The 19,405-nt window shown below is 44.5% G+C and carries 16 protein-coding genes and 1 pseudogene; 5 read left to right on the top strand and 12 right to left on the bottom strand.

What is annotated here, in order from left to right; genetic code table 11:
* Position 1 precedes the first annotated feature (1 nt).
* The 6 genes from OCU56_RS13940 to OCU56_RS13915 are packed head-to-tail and all read right to left on the bottom strand — an operon-like array spanning position 2 to position 6,865.
* A complete protein-coding gene (locus tag OCU56_RS13940) occupies positions 2 to 838 on the bottom strand; it encodes an ABC transporter permease subunit (RefSeq protein ID WP_261875335.1) in 837 nt (278 codons plus the stop codon).
* The gene (potH, locus tag OCU56_RS13935) at positions 835 to 1,752 is read right to left on the bottom strand and encodes a putrescine ABC transporter permease PotH (RefSeq protein WP_261875334.1); all 918 of its coding nucleotides are present in this window, start codon (positions 1,750 to 1,752) and stop codon (positions 835 to 837) included. The genes OCU56_RS13940 and potH overlap by 4 nt, the downstream gene beginning before the upstream one ends.
* On the bottom strand, positions 1,749 to 2,891 hold the full coding sequence (potG, locus tag OCU56_RS13930) for a putrescine ABC transporter ATP-binding subunit PotG (RefSeq protein ID WP_261875333.1): 1,143 nt from the start codon (positions 2,889 to 2,891) through the stop codon (positions 1,749 to 1,751). Before potG ends, potH begins: the two co-directional genes overlap by 4 nt.
* A gap of 55 nt (positions 2,892 to 2,946) precedes the next feature.
* Entirely contained in the window at positions 2,947 to 4,056 is a 1,110-nt protein-coding gene (locus OCU56_RS13925) for an extracellular solute-binding protein (protein WP_261875332.1), read from the bottom strand.
* Between the two features lie 56 nt (positions 4,057 to 4,112).
* The gene (locus OCU56_RS13920; RefSeq protein WP_261875331.1) at positions 4,113 to 5,477 is read right to left on the bottom strand and encodes an aspartate aminotransferase family protein; all 1,365 of its coding nucleotides are present in this window, start codon (positions 5,475 to 5,477) and stop codon (positions 4,113 to 4,115) included.
* A gap of 56 nt (positions 5,478 to 5,533) precedes the next feature.
* Entirely contained in the window at positions 5,534 to 6,865 is a 1,332-nt protein-coding gene (locus tag OCU56_RS13915; RefSeq protein ID WP_261875330.1) for a glutamine synthetase family protein, read from the bottom strand.
* Between the two features lie 288 nt (positions 6,866 to 7,153).
* On the opposite strand from OCU56_RS13915, the gene OCU56_RS13910 reads away from it, so the two are divergent.
* The 3 genes from OCU56_RS13910 to OCU56_RS13900 all read left to right on the top strand — a co-directional run bounded on the left by OCU56_RS13910 (position 7,154) and on the right by OCU56_RS13900 (position 11,479).
* The gene (locus OCU56_RS13910; protein ID WP_315973194.1) at positions 7,154 to 8,512 is read left to right on the top strand and encodes a glutamine synthetase family protein; all 1,359 of its coding nucleotides are present in this window, start codon (positions 7,154 to 7,156) and stop codon (positions 8,510 to 8,512) included.
* A 13-nt stretch (positions 8,513 to 8,525) separates the two neighbouring features.
* Positions 8,526 to 9,803 carry an NAD(P)/FAD-dependent oxidoreductase gene (locus tag OCU56_RS13905; RefSeq protein ID WP_261875328.1) on the top strand — a complete coding sequence of 426 codons (1,278 nt, stop codon included), beginning with the start codon at positions 8,526 to 8,528 and terminating at the stop codon, positions 9,801 to 9,803.
* A gap of 356 nt (positions 9,804 to 10,159) precedes the next feature.
* Positions 10,160 to 11,479, top strand: a complete 1,320-nt coding sequence (locus tag OCU56_RS13900) for an anaerobic C4-dicarboxylate transporter (RefSeq protein ID WP_261875327.1) — start codon at positions 10,160 to 10,162, stop codon at positions 11,477 to 11,479.
* Between the two features lie 63 nt (positions 11,480 to 11,542).
* Here OCU56_RS13900 and OCU56_RS13895 read toward each other — a convergent pair whose 3' ends face one another.
* Entirely contained in the window at positions 11,543 to 12,424 is an 882-nt protein-coding gene (locus tag OCU56_RS13895; RefSeq protein WP_261875617.1) for a LysR family transcriptional regulator, read from the bottom strand.
* Between the two features lie 240 nt (positions 12,425 to 12,664).
* Here OCU56_RS13895 and OCU56_RS13890 point away from each other — a divergent pair, with 240 nt between their 5' ends.
* On the top strand, positions 12,665 to 13,861 hold the full coding sequence (locus OCU56_RS13890; protein ID WP_261875616.1) for an MFS transporter: 1,197 nt from the start codon (positions 12,665 to 12,667) through the stop codon (positions 13,859 to 13,861).
* A gap of 266 nt (positions 13,862 to 14,127) precedes the next feature.
* Here the strand turns inward: OCU56_RS13890 and sigZ are convergent, their stop codons facing one another.
* Both sigZ and OCU56_RS13880 read right to left on the bottom strand, forming a co-directional pair.
* Positions 14,128 to 14,685, bottom strand: coding sequence for an RNA polymerase sigma factor SigZ (gene sigZ, locus OCU56_RS13885; RefSeq protein WP_261875326.1), 558 nt, complete (start codon positions 14,683 to 14,685; stop codon positions 14,128 to 14,130).
* Positions 14,686 to 14,846: 161 nt separating this feature from the next.
* Positions 14,847 to 15,734, bottom strand: a complete 888-nt coding sequence (locus tag OCU56_RS13880; protein ID WP_261875325.1) for an AraC family transcriptional regulator — start codon at positions 15,732 to 15,734, stop codon at positions 14,847 to 14,849.
* 186 nt (positions 15,735 to 15,920) lie between these two features.
* Here OCU56_RS13880 and OCU56_RS13875 point away from each other — a divergent pair, with 186 nt between their 5' ends.
* Entirely contained in the window at positions 15,921 to 16,871 is a 951-nt protein-coding gene (locus OCU56_RS13875) for an SDR family NAD(P)-dependent oxidoreductase (protein WP_261875324.1), read from the top strand.
* Between the two features lie 215 nt (positions 16,872 to 17,086).
* On the opposite strand, the gene OCU56_RS13870 is transcribed toward OCU56_RS13875, so the two are convergent.
* The 3 genes and pseudogenes from OCU56_RS13870 to OCU56_RS13860 all read right to left on the bottom strand — a co-directional run bounded on the left by OCU56_RS13870 (position 17,087) and on the right by OCU56_RS13860 (position 19,355).
* The gene (locus tag OCU56_RS13870) at positions 17,087 to 17,932 is read right to left on the bottom strand and encodes an enoyl-CoA hydratase/isomerase family protein (protein ID WP_261875615.1); all 846 of its coding nucleotides are present in this window, start codon (positions 17,930 to 17,932) and stop codon (positions 17,087 to 17,089) included.
* A 269-nt stretch (positions 17,933 to 18,201) separates the two neighbouring features.
* A pseudogene (locus OCU56_RS13865) lies at positions 18,202 to 18,363 on the bottom strand (radical SAM protein); the annotation flags it as partial.
* A gap of 173 nt (positions 18,364 to 18,536) precedes the next feature.
* Entirely contained in the window at positions 18,537 to 19,355 is an 819-nt protein-coding gene (locus OCU56_RS13860; protein ID WP_261875323.1) for an SDR family NAD(P)-dependent oxidoreductase, read from the bottom strand.
* Between the last annotated feature and the right edge of the window lie 50 nt (positions 19,356 to 19,405).

Raw genomic sequence — 19,405 nt, 5'->3', positions numbered from 1 at the left:
ATTACTGGCTCATTTTCATCTCAAGTAGCCGACGTTTCTCCGCTCTGGCCATCAGCCACCACGCGATAAAGGTGGCTGCTGCGACCGCTAAAATAGTTAACGTTGCTAAGGCGTTGATTTTAGGACTCACCCCTAAACGCACACTTGAGAACACCACCATAGGCAATGTTGTGGCACTGGGGCCTGATACAAAGCTGGCAATCACTAAATCATCCAAAGACAAAGTAAAAGCGAGCAACCAACCGGCCAAAATTGCCGGAGAAATGGATGGTAAGGTAATTTGGAAGAACACCTTCCATGGGGGCGCGCCCAAATCCATTGCGGCCTCTTCTACAGATCTATCCACTTCTTGCAACCGAGAGCTCACCACCACAGTGACATAGGCGGTACAGAAGGTGACATGGGCAATCCAAATGGTCATCATGCCTCGTTGACTAAATAGATCAAACACTTGGCCCATAGAGATAAACAGAAGCAACAAAGAAAGGCCGGTAATCACCTCTGGCATCACTAAGGGAGCGGTGATCATAAAGGCAAAACCCGTCTCTCCTCTAAACTTACCAAAACGACTCACCACAAAAGCGGCAATGGTGCCAAGAACCACAGCAGCACTGGCCGATAAGAAGCCTATTATTAAGCTCAGTTTCACCCCGCCCATGAGTAGATCGTCTTCCAGTAGCTCAAAATACCATTTGAAAGAGAATCCCGACCAAACCGTTACCAAACGGTTCTCATTAAATGAGTAGATGATCAAAATAAAAATAGGCAAATATAAGAAGGTGAAGCCTGCTGCAAGAATGGCCCACTTTAGTTTGCTGTTGTACACAGGAATGTTCATCCTTGCGCCTCCAGTTCACGTTTTTGATAGCGATGGAACCATAAAATCGGCAACATCAAAATAACCAGCATCACAATAGCCACGGCAGACGCCACAGGCCAATCCCGATTATTGAAAAACTCTTGCCACAGCACTTTACCAATTAATACGGTATCGGGTCCGCCGAGCAATTCAGGAATCACAAATTCCCCCACCGCAGGGATGAACACCAACATCGAACCGGCAATAATGCCCGCTTTAGTCAGTGGCACCAGTATGGTGAATAAAGTGGTAATGGGTTTAGCCCCCAAATCGCTGGCCGCTTCTAATAGTGAATAATCCACTCGCATTAAGGCGGTATAGAGGGGCAACACCATAAATGGCAGATAAGTATAAATTATGCCGATATACACGGCGGTATCGGTATGCAGTATTTTCAATGGCTCATCGATAACCCCTACTGATAGCAGAACATTATTCAATAGCCCATTATTTTTAAGTATGCCGATCCACGCGTACACCCGAATTAAAAAACTGGTCCAAGATGGCAAAATAATCAGCATCAAGAGCACGTTTCGTGTGGAGGGGGTGGAATGGACTATTGCCCACGCAATTGGAAATCCAATCAGCAAACACAATACCGTGGACACCAACGCAATTCTAATTGACTGTAAATACGAAGACACATACAGATCATCTTCAATAAGATATTGGTAGCTACCTACATTGAGCAACAACTGTAATTGTTGTTCGGCGTAACTGATGAGCTCTGAATACGGGGGAATGGAGATCTGAGCTTCTGCAAAGCTTATTTTAAAAACAATTAAAAACGGCAACAAAAAGAACAGCAGCAACCAGCCATAAGGCACTGCAAGAAGTAAGCATTTAGGCGTTGGTATAATACGCCAAAGATTAAGTTTGGCTTGTTTGTTCATAGTTTAAGTACCACGCAACTGTCCATATCCCAGCATAAGTTGACTCGTTGTTCCCATGTGGGCATGCCTTTTCTCACCCGACTGGTGTTTTGCAGTGTGGCTGTCACCATTTTTCCCGAGTCTAATCGCACATGATAAATAGACTGATTGCCCATATAAGCAATGTCTTTCACCACACCACTGCAAGTATTACTCCCTTGATACGTGTGCTCACAAAGGGTCATTTTTTCAGGTCGCACCGCTATCATCACAGGAATGCCAGGTGCACCAGAGATGCCGTGATTTATCGTAATAACGTTGGGAAGATCTGGGGTTCTAACTGTGGATTTATCACTCAAGTTGGTGTCTAAAATCCCTTCGAAGATATTCACGGAACCAATAAATTTAGCGGAGAATTTGGAGTTTGGATGTTCATAAATCGCCTCAGGGGAGCCAATTTGGACAAACTGCCCTTTATTCATGATGGCAATGCGGCTGGCCATTGTCATCGCTTCTTCTTGATCGTGGGTCACCATGACACAGGTCACGCCGACACTTTCTAAAATGTCCACCACTTCAAGTTGCATTTTTTCACGTAGGCTCTTATCTAGCGCTCCCATGGGCTCATCTAATAACAACAGTTTTGGTTTTTTTGCTAGGCTTCGCGCTAACGCAACGCGCTGTTTCTGACCACCGGAGAGTTGATGAGGTTTGCGCTTGGCAAAGTCACTCATACGCACCAATTCCAGCATATGCTTGACCGTTTCAGCTCTTTGTTTGCTCGGCATGCGGTCTTGCTCTAAGCCGTAAGCAATATTCCTTTCCACTGTCATGTGTGGAAACAGAGCATACGATTGAAACATCATATTGACTGGACGTTTATAGGGAGGGATCTCCGCTAAGTCTTGCCCATCCAAAATGATCTGTCCGGCACTGGGCTGTTCAAATCCTGCCAGCATTCTCAATAAAGTCGATTTTCCGCAACCCGATGCACCAAGTAACGCAAACAGCTCCCCTTGATTAATGGTTAAATCAATATTATCCACCGCAGGATGACCATCAAACTCCTTGGTTAAACCACGGATTTCTAATAGCGGTTTTGGAAGAGCGGGTGCACTGTGTTCGTGGTTGAGCTTTGTCTCGATTGACGTCACTGTCATTGTAGTCTCCAAGTAAATTGGCGACTCAAACAGAGTCGCCAATATCAGTGTTGCTTTAGTTCTTCAAAAAATCTGTCCAAGCGCGAGTCATAGCGCGAGATGTTTTATGAGGTAACATCTTTGAGCTATACAGTTTGGCTTGCGCCTCTTGTGTTGGATAAATGCCGGGATCATTTAAGATGTCAGCATCTACAAACTCACGTGATGGCAGGTTTGGATTGGCATACCACACGTAATTACTCACCTCTGCAATCACTTCTGGACGAAGCAGGTAATCAATAAACAAGTGGGCATTTTGTGGGTGTTTGGCCCCTTTTGGTATGGCCATTAGATCAAACCACGCCAGTGCGCCTTCTTTAGGAATCGAATACGCCACCTCGACACCATTGTCCGCTTCTGCGGCGCGGTCGGCTGCTTGTAATACATCCCCAGACCAACCAATGGCGACACAAATATCACCATTAGCAAGATCGTTAATGTATTGAGATGAATGGAAATACGTAACATAAGGGCGCACTTGTTTTAGTAACGCCAACGCATCTTTTTTGTAGTCGTCAGGATTAGTACTGTTAGGATCTTTACCTATGTAGTTCAATGCGGCAGCCATAACTTCTGTTGGCGCGTTTAAGAAACCCACCCCACATTTGGATAGCTTCTCCATATTCTCGGGCTTAAACACCAAATCCCAACTGTCCACTGGCGCATCCGCACCCAGTGCTGCGGTGACTTTTTCAACGTTGTAACCTATTCCGGTGGTTCCCCATAAATAAGGCACAGAGTAGGCATTGTCTGGATCAACGGTTTCCGCAAGAATGCCCATCAGTTTCGGATCTAAATTTTTGTAATTGGTCAGTTTAGACTTATCCAACTTTTGGAAAGCTCCGGCTTTCGCTTGACGCCCTAAAAAGTCATTACTTGGCACCACTAAATCAAAGCCAGTGTTTCCGGATAGAATTTTTGCTTCCAACACTTCGTTTGAATCGAACACATCGTAAACCACCTTGATGCCCGTCTCTTGTTCAAACTTTTTAATCGTATCTTCTGCAATGTAATCAGACCAATTATAAATATTGAGTACTTTTTCCTCTGCGGCATGGGATGTCATAGCGCTAAGCCCTATCGTCATCCCTAACGCAACGCTAAAGCATGTTTTCATCTTATCCATTTGGATCTCCGTTCCAGTTGCTCTTGGTTAATACCTTGGGGTATAAGTCTCGTCGGCTAATGCGCAATGTCGGCGAGTGTGTGATCTAAGGCAATTTTGGTTTTTTCAATAAATTCATCAATTTGTTCGCGAGTAATGATCAAAGGTGGCGAACAAATCATGGTGTCGCCCACCGCACGCAACACCACACCCGCAGCAAAACAGTGCTCACGACACTGAGTGCCTACATCAAGCTGTTTGTCATAACGGGCATTCGTCGTCTTATCTTTGACCAATTCAATGGCACCGACCAAGCCTTTTGTCCTCGCTTGCGCGACCATAGGATGGGCCAATAATTCGCTCCAACGAGAAGCAAAATAAGGGGCAATATCTTGTCGAACACGGCTTACAATGTTGTGTTTTTGCATCTCTTTGATGTTGGCAATGGCGACGGCACACGCCGCAGGATGACCGGAATAAGTAAAGCCGTGGGCAAATTCGGTATCCGCTTCTGTGAGCACTTGCGCTACATGGTCTTTGACCATCACGCCCCCGAGGGGTAAATAACCGGAGGTAATGCCTTTAGCCATACACATTAAATCGGGCTTGATGTTGAAAGTTTGACTGGCAAACCATTCTCCCGTGCGGCCAAAGCCACAAATCACCTCATCCACCACCAGTAAAATGGCATATTTATCACAGATGCGCTGAATCTCTGGCCAGTAGCTATCCGGAGGAATAATCACCCCACCCGCACCTTGGATAGGCTCAGCAATAAAAGCGGCGACATTGTCTTCACCTAATTGCAAAATTGTGGCTTCCAACTGCTGGGCGCGCTGTAAACCAAATTCATTAGCATCCATACCTTGCCCTTCAGCAAAATGGTATGGCTGGTCAATATGCACGATATTGGGCAGTGGTAGCCCCCCTTGGGCATGCATAAATTCCATCCCCCCAAGGCTAGCACCGGCCATCGTGCTGCCGTGATAGGCATTTTTGCGACTGATAATGGTCTGTTTGTTTGGCTGACCTAAGCTGGACCAATAATGACGAACCATGCGTACTACAGTGTCATTGCACTCCGAACCTGAACCGGTATAAAAGACATGGTTCATCCCCTCAGGTGCAATTTCAGCAAGCAAAGTGGACAACTCCACCGCTGGTGGATGGGTGGTTTGGAAAAACAAGTTGTAATACGGCAACTCTTGCATTTGCTTTGTTGCCGCATCAATCAATGGCTGACAACTGTATCCCATGTTGACGCACCACAATCCCGCCATACCATCGAGGATTTTGTTACCTTCGCTATCATAAATATAGATACCTTCCGCTCGGGTAATCACGCGCGAGCCTTTATCATTAAGTGCTTTAAAGTTGGTAAATGGATGCAAGCAGTGAGCACTGTCTTGTGCTACCCACTCCGACTCTGTTTGCTGTGACATAACTTAATTCCATTTCTCATTATTAACCACTGACAACCCCTATAGCGTTGCCAGTATTAAACGTTTAGTAATAAAAATTCTCTTTCCCAAGAACTGATCACTTGGAAATAGGTTCGGTACTCTTTACGCTTAATGGCCACATAAGCAGACACGAATCGGTCACCTAATATCTCTCTTAATTGGTCACTGTTTTCTAGTAACACTAGGGCATCTTCGAGGTTACGCGGCAATGAGTACGGTTCAGTGGTCATGTCGCCGGTACTTTTGGCGGTGGGGGTCAGTTTTTCCTTCATGCCTAAATACCCACAAGCAAGGGTTAACGCCATGGCTAAATAGGGATTGGCATCTGCTCCAGGATAGCGATTTTCTACACGTTTGGCGTTTTTATCGGAATTGGGAACACGTATGCCAACCGTGCGGTTATCTTCTCCCCAAGCCACGTTTGTTGGTGCAGATTCTCCAAAAACTAAACGGCGATAAGAGTTCACATTAGGGGCAAAAAAGGCGATGGCAGCGGGGGTATATTTTTGCATTCCAGCAATATAATTGAGGAACAGTTCACTGTTTGTTCCATCTTCGTTAGCAAATAAATTGTCCCCGTTTTTATCCACTAAACTTTGATGGATATGCATGGAACTGCCCGGCTCATCTTCCATAGGTTTTGCCATAAAAGTGGCATACACATCATGGCTTAACGCCGCTTCACGCACGGTACGTTTAAACAAAAACACCTGATCGGCAAGGTTAAGTGGTTCACCATGATCAAAGTTCAGTTCCATTTGCGCTGCGCCAGATTCGTGAACCAATGTATCCACATCCAACTGCTGCGCTTCGCAGTAGTCGTACATGTCCTCAAAGATAGGGTCAAACTCGTTGACGGCATCAATACTAAACGACTGACGGGCGGTTTCGGGGCGACCATTACGGCCAATAGGTGGTTCCAATGGATAATCCCAATCGAGGTTTTTCTTCACTAAAAAGAACTCTAATTCTGGGGCGACAACCGGCTTCCAGCCTTCTTTTTCATACAGCTCTAACACTCTGCGCAATACGGCACGAGGAGAGACATCAACGGAGTCGCCGTCAACGGTATAACAGTCATGAATCACTTGCGCCGTAGGCTCTTTGGTCCAGGGTACAAAGCGGATAGAATTAGGGTCCGGCTCTAAAATCATGTCTTTTTCTGTCAGATCAATCATGCTTTCATCATCGGGCCAATCTCCGGTTACGGTCTGGAAAAAAACCACTTCGGGTAGACGCATGCCCCCTTCTCGAAGGAATTTTTTTGCGGGCATGATTTTGCCTCGAGCATTGCCTGTAATATCTGGGATCAAACACTCAACTTCAGTAATACGGTTCTTCTTTATCCATTCCCTAATCGTTTCCATAAATCCTTCTTTTGGTTGTTTTCTTAGCGAATATATCAATAAGCTCCATTTAGAATTGGCACCAAACTGTACAATTGTCAAACAAGTATGTTAATTATTATGATGCTCACATGGCTAAATTTAACATTTTATATGCATTACTGTTGTCTTTTACTGAACATTACGTCTATGGTTGTAAAGCATCCAACAGTACAAAAAAACAGCGCAATGCTAGCCAATTAAGGATATGTTGGAAAAAGTGGAGGAACCACAGTGGGAACAAGTCAAGGATCAAACAGCACTGACGACATCGCTCAAATACCCGTTAGCTACGACACGCTAGCCATTGAACGATTCGTTGAACAGCACCCAGAGGTCACAACATTAGATTTGATCCTGTTTGATATGAATGGTGTCGTCAGAGGAAAACGTATTCCCCTTTCTCAGCTCAATAAAGTTCTGCAGCAAGGTATCTGCTTACCGGCTTCGGTGTTTGCACTGGATATTTGCGGAGAAACGGTAGAGGAAACAGGCCTTGGTTTTGAAAAGGGTGACGGTGACAGAATATGTCGTCTGGTGACCAGTTCACTCACCACCACGCCATGGCAAGAAAATAGCGCACAGGCTATCGTTACCATGTTTGAACCTAGCACAAATCAACCATTTTTTGCCGACCCCCGCCATGTACTAGAAGTGCAACTAGATAAGCTTGCGGCCAAACACTTAACCCCTTGTATCGCCGTTGAACTGGAGTTTTATCTGCAAGACCTTGAGACGGACGAAGGGGGAAACCCTCAACCGCCTTTGATGCCCATTAGTGGCGAAAGAATGACTCAAACACAAGTTTATTCCCTAGAAGAGCTCGATGAATTTAAAGCTTTTCTCGATGAAGTGATCAGCTGTTGCAATGAACAAAACATTCCTGCGGAGAACATTACCGCCGAATACGCCCCAGGACAGTTCGAAGTTAATCTAAAGCACACTAATGACGTTTTATTGGCTTGCGACCAAGCAATGCTGCTAAAAAGAGTGGTTAGAGCCGTAGCTAAAAAACACGGCTTTTATGCCAACTTTATGGCCAAGCCTTATACCGAATATGCAGGCAATGGCTGTCATGTACACATCAGTTTGCAAGACAAACAAGGTAACAATATTTTTGGGGATAATGAGGACGTATTGCTCAATGCCATTGCGGGCGTCCTTGCGCACCTTGAAGATAGCATGGCCATTTTCGCTCCTAACGCTAACTCATACCGTCGGCTTCAACCCAATATGTTTGTGCCCCTTCATGCCACATGGGGGTGGGACAATCGCACCGTCGCCGTACGCGTGCCTGCCAGTGGCAAAGCCGACAAACGTATCGAACACCGCCTGTCAGGGGCCGACGTCAATCCTTATTTAACCGTGGCCGTGTTGCTTGCGTCCATACTCGATGGCATAGACAACAAGTTAATCCCCCCTGCCCCCATTGAGGGAGACGCCTCTTTATTGGAGTTACCTATGCTGCCCATTTCTTGGGATATGTCATTGCATGAATTTGCTCATAGTCAATTTATGCAACGCAGCTTTGGCGATGAATTTTGCAAAGTGTATTTAGCCAATAAGCAACATGAACAAGCGCGGTTTTCAGCGCAAGTCTCGCCGTTAGAATACCAGTGGTATAAATAAGTAAGGATACTCAATGAAAGAGAAACACACAGACTCCTATTACGCTGCTTCAAAAAACCAGCAATTTGATTTCCCACAACTCACGGGAGAACACATTGCCGACGTTTGTGTGATTGGTTCTGGAATAACTGGCGCTACCGCGGCTTTAGAACTTGCCAACAAAGGCTTTAAAGTCATTGTATTAGAAGCAAACCGCGTCGGTTGGGGAGCATCTGGTCGTAGTGGTGGTCAAGCGATTTTTGGTTGGGCCTCTGAGCAAGATACCCTTGAGAAACTGGTGGGTAAATCCGATGCTAGAAAGTTGTGGGATGTGTCTGTTGAAGCGTTAGCCTTAACCAAGTCTAACATTAATAAATACAATATCGATTGTGATTGGCGCGATGGAATGGCCCATCTGGCAATGAAACCTCGTCACGATAAAGAGCTGCAATCTTGGTACGACGATCTTACTGAAAACTACGGCTATGAATCATTAACCCTGTGGGATCAGGACCAAGTGCGCAGTCGCATTGCCAGTGATAAATATACCTCAGGTATGTTCGATAGCAACAGTGGTCATCTGCACCCTCTCAATTATACATTAGGCCTTGTCAATGCAGCTAAATTGGCAGGGGCCGAATTTTATGAAGACAGTTCCGTACACCAAATTGAGCACGGCGATCCCGCTACCCTTTTCACCAAGAACGGCAAAGTAAAGGCCAATCATGTCATTCTAGCTTGTAATGCTTATATGAAGGGCCTTGAGTCAAAACTTGAAAATAAAGTCATGCCCGTAGGCACTTATATCTGCGCCACTGAACCTTTAGGGGAGGAGGTAACAGGGGCGCTTATGCAAGACCATATCGCCGCTTGTGATATTAATTTTGTGCTCGATTACTATCGCTGCTCTGGAGACCATCGCATGTTATTTGGCGGGCGAGTCAGTTACTCTGGTATGGCTCCAGTCAATTTAGAAAAAGCGATGCAAGGACGAATGCTCGATATTTTCCCGCAATTAAAAGATACCAAAATCGACTACGCATGGGGAGGCAATGTCGCCATCACCATGAACCGCGCTCCTCACTTTGGCCGTTTAAAGCCCAATGTCTATTTCGCACAAGGATTTTCCGGACACGGCATTGCCGCAACGGGTATGGCAGGTACGCTCATGGCTGAGTGTGTCGCGACAACCGCAGAGCGCTTTGCCATCTTTGATAAAATTCCGCATATGCCCTTCCCCGGCGGACGTATGCTAAGAACGCCAGCACTGATATTAGCCATGTCTTATTTTAGAGTTCGCGATCTTTTATAACGCACTGTCAACACGAGACGAATCTATGGTTAGTTGAATAATCACAAGATTACGCAAATGAATCATGGATCGTCTCGTTTTGTGGCAAAGAATGCCCTAGATGATAGGCAAGCCTATCTCCCCCTATTCACATTGAAGCAGAATACCGTACTGACTCACGCTCTGTTGTGATGAAATAAATTAAACCGCTACTTCCCCACATAAATAATAACCATTCACCTTATTCATTTAGTTAGGTTATCGTGTTATTTAGACATATTTCATAACAATTAGGGCAAATACAATCTATGCCATAAAGCGTAAAATAACGTTGTAATTTAAACAGTTATGTAATTTAAAAAATTATGAGGTGAAAAATGTTTGGTATTCATTTTTTGTTATTGCTTGTAGTGATTTTTATTGGCATCCGTCATGGAGGTATCGCATTCGGCCTTCTTGGTGGCTTGGGTATATCCATTTTAGCTTTTGTTTTCGGTATAGCCCCTGGTAGTCCACCTATCAGCGTTATGTTGATCATTTTAGCGGTTGTTTCCGCATCGGCCACGCTGGAAGTGACTGGTGGTCTTAAGTTACTGGTGACTTATGCGGAAAAGTTATTAAGAAAGCACCCCGAGCATGTCGTCTTCCTTGGACCTATGTGTACTTATACCTTAACGGTACTGGTTGGCACTGGGCACTCCGTTTATCCACTGTTACCCGTGATTTATGATGTTTCCTATAAAAAAGGCATCAGGCCTGAACGGCCAATGGCTATGAGCACTGTCGCCTCGCAAATGGGGATCACCGCAAGTCCTATTGCAGCTGCGGCTGCCGTCGTTATGGCAACGGCATTTGATAACAACCTTGATATATCACTTATTGATGTTTTATTGGTTACCATTCCAGCTACGTTTATAGGGCTTTTAGCAGGGTGTTTTTACAGTCTTCACCGTGGTAAGGACTTAGATAAAGATGATTCATTTGCCAAGCGTTGCTGTGATCCTGAGTTTAAGAACTCACTTATTGATGAGTCTATGGGACAAGCTTCGCCTAAAGAAGATGCTGTCGCCAAGAGAGGGCTATTGGTGTTCTTGACTGGTATTGCCACCGTGGTATTTGTCGCTCTATTGGGCAAGCCTTTAGCGTTATTACCAGATGGAGTGGGAATGTCCACTGCCATCCAATTTTTAATGCTTTCCGTAGGCGCGATTATTCTATTAACCACTAAAATTAATCCTAAGAAAATAGCCACCAGCTCTGTTTTTTCTGCTGGTATGTCCGCTGTGATCATCATCTTCGGTATTGCGTGGTTAAGCGATACAATTATTGGCCATCATAAACCCATGATTATTGAAAATATTAGCGGTATTGTTGGTCACTACCCTTGGATGTTTGCATTTGCAATGTTTGGAGCTTCGGTATTCTTAAAGTCACAAGCGGCTGTGCTTACCATCATGTTCCCTCTGGGCTTCACTCTGGGTATCGACCCTATTGTGTTAGTTGGCTGTATTCCTGCCTGTTATGGGTATTACGTACTGCCATTTTACCCAAGCGATTTGGCCGCCATTGAGTTTGATCGTTCAGGGACCACCAAAATTGGCAAATACATATTAAATCATAGCTTCATGTTACCTGGATTAATCGGTGTGTCCGTGGCTACTATTTCAGGTTATTTTATTGCTATCTCCACAATGTAATCGTCAAATCGATACCTATATACAAGGCGCACGTTTGTGCGCCACTTTCACCTTTATAAGGGGTTAGAGATCCAACTTGCCATGAATAAAGTCGATAAACGCGGAGATCCGCTTAGCCACAGATGAGGATTTATAATAAACGGCGTTCACTTGCTCTCTGGCTGGATGGCGGGTTTTTTCACCTTCTAGCAATGAGATTAACCTTCCTTGGGCAAGATCTTCCTTTACCATAAAACCAGATAAACAGGCGATACCATTTCCCATCAAAGTCAGTTGTCTCACCGTTTCTCCGTTACTTGAGGTCATTTTTGCGGCCTGACGGGTAAATCCTTTTAATGGCCAGTCATTGAGTGTCTTAGGCGTTGAAAATCCGATGATGTCATGTTCACTTAAGTCGCTTGTGGTACTCGGTACTCCTCGTCTTGCTAAATAATCCGGTGAGGCCACGATGTACAGTGCGCTTTTTCCTAGTGAGCGAGCATGTAATGTCGAGTCAGTTAACGCACCAATGCGAATGGCAATGTCGGTTTTCTTTTCCAGTAAATCCACAAAACCTTCATTAGACGTTAGCTCTAGCTCAATGTGCGGATAAGCTTGATTAAACGGCTGAACTAAGGGAACTAACTGGTGAAAAATAAATGGACTGGCGGCGTCAACGCGTAACCGCCCTTTCGGTAACTCTCCACCAGATATGATCTCTTCTTCTGCCTGCTGTAATTGCATTAAACCCACTCTCACTGAGTCGAGAAATTGCCGCCCTTCATCGGTTAATTCAATGCGTCTTGTGGTTCGGTTTAATATGGTCACCCCAAGTTGGCTTTCTACTTTGCTCACCGCTCTTGATACTCGCGCCACCTGTATATCAAGGCTCGAGGCCGCCGCGCTAAACCCTCCCGTATCCACAACTGCAAGCAAAATTTCTAAATCCGCTGACTTGGTTCGCATCATCGATCTCCGTTTATCGCCATTTTTCCGTGTTCAATATAATCACTCACTGTGAGTGATAAACACAGTTAACGCTAGCTATTATTGCATTTATTACAAATATCATTTGTTAAATAACCTATTTTTTGCAATGAACTTTCCGTGCAGAATCCTCCTTATCGAATCAAGGCGCAGCATACTGAATCATCCTCTTGGTTACTGCGCTTTCGTTTTACAACCCAATTAAAGAGAGTAAATGATATGCCCTTAGCACTATTTGCATTGACGCTCAGCGCCTTTGCTATTGGAACAACAGAATTTGTTATCGTTGGGCTGATCCCAACGATGGCTACAGACTTACAGGTTTCCTTACCCTCTGCTGGGCTATTAGTGAGTCTTTATGCCCTTGGTGTTGCCATTGGCGCACCGGTTTTAACCGCATTAACAGGAAAATGGAATCGTAAGCACGTACTGCTTACTCTCATGTCACTGTTTGTGATTGGCAACCTACTTGCATGGCAAGCCCCTAACTATCACACCCTGATCATCGCACGCATTTTAACCGGCTTAGCCCATGGTGTGTTTTTCTCTATCGGCTCGACGATTGCAACAGGATTGGTAGCAAAAGACAAAGCGGCCAGTGCCATTGCGCTTATGTTTACGGGATTAACTGTCGCTTTAGTGACTGGGGTGCCACTTGGCACTTACATAGGTCAAACCTTTGGTTGGCAATCTACGTTTCTTATTGTGGCTCTGTTAGGGATTATTGCTGTAATTGGTAGCGCTTGCTTAGTGCCTAATAACTTAACACAGCCTGTCGCTACCAAACTGTCATCACAATTGAAGGTATTAACTCACCCAAGGTTGCTGCTAGTGTATGCCATCACAGCCCTTGGATACGGCGGTACGTTTACCGCATTCACTTTTCTTGCGCCCATTTTGCAACAAGAAGCAGGATTTAGCGCCAATGCCATCAGTGTCATTATGTTGGTCTACGGCGCATCAGTGGCTATTGGCAATATTTGGGGAGGCAAAATGGCCGATAAAATGGGGCCAATAAAAGCATTGACCATTATTTTTTCTGGGCTTGCCACCATCTTAGTCCTATTTAACTTTACCGCCTTTAACCCCATCCTTGCGGTGGCCACCATTTTACTTTGGGGAGCGTTTGCTTTTGGAAATGTGCCGGGCCTACAAGTTTATGTGGTAAAACTGGCAGAAAAACATACCCCTGACGCGGTAGACGTTGCCTCTGGTTTAAACATTGCTGCCTTTAACGTTGGTATTGCTGTTGGCTCTTGGGGTGGTGGTTTAGTTGTCTCTGAAATGGGGTTAATGCATACCCCTTGGATTGGAGCGGTGATCGTGCTCATGGCATTGGCACTGACTCGGTTAAGCGGTCGTCTTGATAAAAGTGCACAGCCATCATCTTGCTCTGCCCCTTTATTACAGCAGTAAATCACATAAACAATGAGCTTAGTACACAAGTTCATTGTTTCACCTTCGTTATGAGGCAATACCGGCGTTTAAAGCACGACACACTTTAAACGCCGATGCACAACCTAGATTCAGGAGTACGAATAGGGTGTCACTACTTGGTTATAGTCAACATTTCGCCGTTGTACACCCCCGTATTTAATACCAATCAGTAATTAAGTAGTCAGAAATAGTGCTGGAAAAACACCTCATTTAAGATGATTATCCGTGCTAATTCATGATGACACTCATTCATCGCACTGTTTGTTTTTGGCGAAGTTTGCACACTTCGGTTTAGGGTGAAAATCGACGATCCCTTCACCGCCAACCTCTATGTTGCAGCAATCGGTTAAAATATCTTTTAGTTTTGCACGACCACGCTGAATTCGACTCTTTGTTGCGGATAGGGACAAGCCTAATTGGTCAGCCACAGCCTGCTGCGGCAATCCATCCAATTCGGCAAGAATCATCACTTGTCGGTATTTCTCAGGCAGGCAATCCAACATCGGACGTAAACACTGCCCCATCTCTTGCAAGTTCATTAACTCTGAGGAGACGTGCTCTGCAACTAGATTGTCCACCAACTCTTCAGAGGGTTGCTGATCACGATAACTGTCCATAATCGTATTGTGCGTTATGCGATACAGCCAATTCTGCAGCTTATCTCTTGTTTCTAGCTGTTCAATTTTTTGACTAGCCTTAATGTAAACCTCCTGCAAAATATCATCGGCTAAGTCGAGATCCCCCGTTTTTTTCACTATGTAACTTCTTAGTTGGTCTTTGTGTTTCATCCACTCAGCTAACATAGCTTTTCCTTAATTATCGTTACGTGCTTACTATATTTCGATAGTGTTGGAATTATAAGAAAATGTAAAGCGCCAAGATCATACGGTTCAGTCTATCATTGCCTAAAACCCCCCCTGAAACTTCTTACTCAGTAGCAAAACCCCACTCAAGACCCTGCCCCTTAGTTGCCCCCAATTTCACAGGCTTGGCTCCACTGTTTTGGAGACTGACCAAACATGCGTTTGAACTCTCGACTAAACTGAGAAGAACTTGCATATCCTACTTCTAAGGCCGCTTGGCTCACATTGCTCCCTTCCGTCAATTTCATCGCCGCACTATTTAATTTCAATGACTTCATAAACTGTATCGGCGACATCATGGTGGCTTGCTTAAACTTTCTATGTAATACCGCGCGGCTCATTCCTATTTGTGAGGCCATGTCGTCAATGGACACCGTTTGTTTGATATTGGCCGATAAATACTCTATCGCACGGGCAATTTCGTTTCCTATGCCAAAGGCGCGCAAAGCGGACTCACCCGCCCCTCCCGTTAAAACGGCGTAGTACAACTCAGTGAGGCGAACACTTCCTAGCACGGCACGTCCCGTAGGATCATCACTAAGCTGTAAAAGTCGCCATAATGCGTCACTAAAACTGTCATTCCAAGGAGATAAGGCCAAACCTTGAGGCGTCTGATCTTTGCCACTTTTGGCACGCGTAGTCCTTGTACTTTCAATGTTTATAGCAAGTTCAGTAATGGCTTTAACATTTAACGAAATGTATACCCCTAGTAGCGGGTTATCCACGGATGCTTTAGGCGAACCTGCCTCAACAGGCAGCGACATTGAGCAACACATATATTGTGAACGGTCATATTGGTATTTTTTACCCTCCAATATCGCCTCTTTTGAACCACTTAAAATCGCAATGATCGCCGGTTCATAAATGACTGGCGTGCAATGGATGCTGCGATCTTCACGAAACAGCTTCACCCCAGGGATCTCAGTATCAAAGATGCCGTTCTCGGTCACTTTCTGTAGGATAAATTGCTTTATTTTCTCTTGGCTCATGTGCGGTATCTACTTATAAAGGTATGCAATAAAAGTAGCATCGAAAAACAAGCCACTCAATAGATTGATACAAATAGGCAAGTTTTAGAGACGATATCGCCTAGTTTAATTATTGCTCAATCATTAAAGTAGCACTCACAAAACGGCTACCTAGCCAACTCAATTAACCACCAGCAGAGAAAAACGATGAGTGATACAAGATTTGGTCCTAAAGGGTGGACACCCGCAACAATTGGCTCTCTTAAAGGCAAAACCTACGTTATTACTGGCGCAACAAGTGGTACGGGGTTTGAGGCCACAAAAATACTACTAACCAAAGGCGCTAAAGTGGTGATGCTCAATCGCAATCCGAGCAAATCTCATACCACGATAGAGCGACTGCACTCTGAGCTTGGCCATAATATTGATCTCAGTTTTGTGCAAATTGATTTAGGTCGTTTATCTTCTGTCAGACACGCTGCACACGAGCTGCTGCAGAGCGTATCGCAAATTGATGCACTTATTTGTAACGGAGCCATCGCTCAAGTGCCGAAACAAGTTCTCACCGAAGACGGTTTTGAAAGTCAACTGGGTGTTAACTACTATGGTCACTTCTTGTTGCAAGGCTTGCTGTTACCTATGCTTGAGCAGTCTAATGGGCGTATCGTCACTGTAGGGAGTGAAGGTTATAAAATGGGCATTAAAACCATTCAATTTGACGATATGAATTGGGACAACAACTACACGGCAAATAAGGCGTATAGCCAAAGTAAATTGGCGCAAATCATGTCCGTCTACGAGCTTCAGCGTCGTTTAAATGCCGCAGATAAAACCAATGTAAAGGTTTACGCTTGCCATCCTGGCTCATCAAGAACGTCACTCATAACCACCAGCGGCAATTTCATAACGCGATTTCTGTTTGGTTTAATGACAAAAACCCCATTGACACAATCAGCACAACAAGGGGCTTATCCTGAACTCATGTGCGCGCTTGAAGAGGATCTCGATGAAAAAGGGTTTTACGGCCCAACCGGATTTAACTATTTTACCGGCCCTGTAGGGGAATGTCAGTTAGCCCAACACGCGCTAGATACTTCCGTTTCTAGCCAACTTTGGGATAGGTCAGAAAAAGCGGTTAATTTCAGCTGGGGAATTTAGCCCGACAGACGTTTATATTTACCCGCAATGCTTGATTTACCTGCAACGCTTAATGCGCGTTGCAGGGTCTAAATATCCATTAATCCAAATACGAACAGCAATAATCCGTTATGCTTTATCTAAGTAAGTCTTCTGGTCGTAACAAGGTTTCGACTGCCAAATAATCATAAAAAGCTCCTGACTAACAGGAGCTTTCTATAAAGCATATCTGGCGATTAGTTGATGTCTTGAACTTTCATCACTAGGTCTTCCCAGTTACGTTGGTTCTCCATATCGTGTTCTAACCCTTGATCATCTGCGATTTGGAAGCGCTTAACTGCTGCGGTTTTACTTGTTGCTTGGTATAGCCAGTAAGCTTCTGCTTTTAGTGCTTCATCAATTGGTTTGTCGATTGATTCGTATACCATCTGCTTACATACATTGATGGATTCCGCTGGGAATTTAGAGATACGTTGTGCAAGTGCATCGACATAAGGGCCGATCTCATCTGGCTCTAGTGCTTTGTTGATGGTACCGTACGCTTCTGCTTCATCTGCGTCAAAATCACGAGCACTTAAGACAATTTCTAAGGCACGCCCAAGACCAACCTGACGAGCCATGCGTGATGCACCGCCACCACAAGGCAGAATACCCATGCCGACTTCCATCTGCATAAACTTAAACTTACCACGGGCAGCGAAACGCATATCTAGAGCCAGTGCTAATTCATGTCCACCCCCACGAGCGAAGCCCTCTAGCTTAGCGATGGTTGCCTGTGGTACTTTACTGATCCGCTCACATACTGCTTGCAAGTCGAGCAGTTGCGCTTCCTCGCGCGATACTGCTTCAGTAGACATATCTTTTAGCAGTTCAGTGTCGTAGTGACATACCCATACCTCTGGGTTTGCCGATTGGAAGACAACGACCTTAGTTTCACGGTCACGCTCAAGTCTCATCGCCAGACTGTTTAAGTCTGCGAGCATTTCTTGTCCCTGAACATTTACTGTACCAAAATCAAAAGTAACGGTAAGGATTCCGTCTTTCTGTTCTGTGGTAAATGTTTGAAAACCAGTATATTTCATCATATATCTCCATAAATACTATGAGTGCTTAGACCGATTGGTCGTGACAGTGATGAGTCTATGACAGTGAATCAAACCAAACAATTAACAATAAACACAAACAGTGTTAACATGAGATATATTGTTTTTTCTCAAATTTGCACTAAGTACATTATGTGTCGTTTCTATATCCATCACACAGAAGCGACATATATCGTTGTATTTATGGTGCTTTTAATTTTTTACCAAGCATAAGTCTCAATGACGTTCTTTTTCGTCATCGGGTTATGATTGATATGTTTGTTAATGTTTTCTAAATCGCGTACTTTGAATCGCTTATCATCAAACATGGTACAAAAAGTACATTGGTTATTGCTGCAACCAAGTGTTGTCTGGATCAATACGCTCTCTGCTTCCATCCAAGGACGATAAATTTTACCTTCGTAATGCATGTTAAGCTCCTCAGCTCTACGAAATTTCAATGCAGAAAGCTTAAAACTAAAATATTTTGTTTATAATACTTTTGAAATTAAAATCAGTATTTAGACTTTGTTAATAGTGAAGTAAAAAAGAGCTTGGTCAGTCCAAGCTCTTTTCGTTAATAATGAGGGCCGTGTTCGGAAAACTAAATCGCTAACTTGTCTGTCAAGAGTGACTCTATTACAGCCACCACTTTTTCATTTTTCGCTTTGTTCATCGCATCGGAATGAGGTGAGGTGAATACTCCCTCATCGTTATCAAAATATTTACCTGTTGCATTGGCAAACTCATCAGAGAGTGCGGCACGATAAAGAATATCAGCACCGATGCCCAGATCATTACCCTCCATACCATAAGCCTCTTTCACCAGTTTACTGCCAAGGAACGATGCAGGGTTGACCGCAACCACTAAAGGTCCATTACCTTTCAACCGCTCAGCCAGATGAACAGACCACATGGTAATCGCAAGCTTTGTCTGTGCATACACAGATCCATCATCAGATTTTGCATCTGGGCTTATCAAAGCACTAAGGTTAACTGGTGCTTGAGCACGGGAAGAGAGATTTACAATGCGCCCAGACTCATTAAACAAACTAAGCAGACGCTGTGTAAGAAGATATGGCGCAATGGTGTTAACCACAAAGCGAACATCTAGGTTATCTTTGGTTGTCACTGTAGGAACGTTATAAACACCTGCGTTATTGATTAGCACATCCAAACGAGCATGATCACTTTTCACTGCGGCTGCAAATGCCTCTACATCAGCAAGGCTTGATAAGTCTGCAACATAACCCTCGACGTTACTCCCCCCTGGAGAGAGTGCCTTTAATGCCTCTTTTACTTTCTCAAGCTTTTGTGGGTTGCGTCCATGTATTAAAACATGATGCCCCTCTGCGATGAGTTTCTTCGCCGTTTCGAAGCCGATACCATCTGTTGAGCCCGTGATAAGGATAGTTTTCTTCATACTTGTTCTCCGTTTGCGCGATATTTTATTCCATGCATGAGCACGCCCAA

The sequence above is a fragment of the Vibrio rarus genome, assembly GCF_024347075.1.
Taxonomy (GTDB): Bacteria; Pseudomonadota; Gammaproteobacteria; order Enterobacterales; family Vibrionaceae; genus Vibrio; species Vibrio rarus.
The sequence above is the reverse complement of the archived record's forward strand: the minus strand, read 5'-3'. Positions and strand labels throughout refer to the sequence as shown.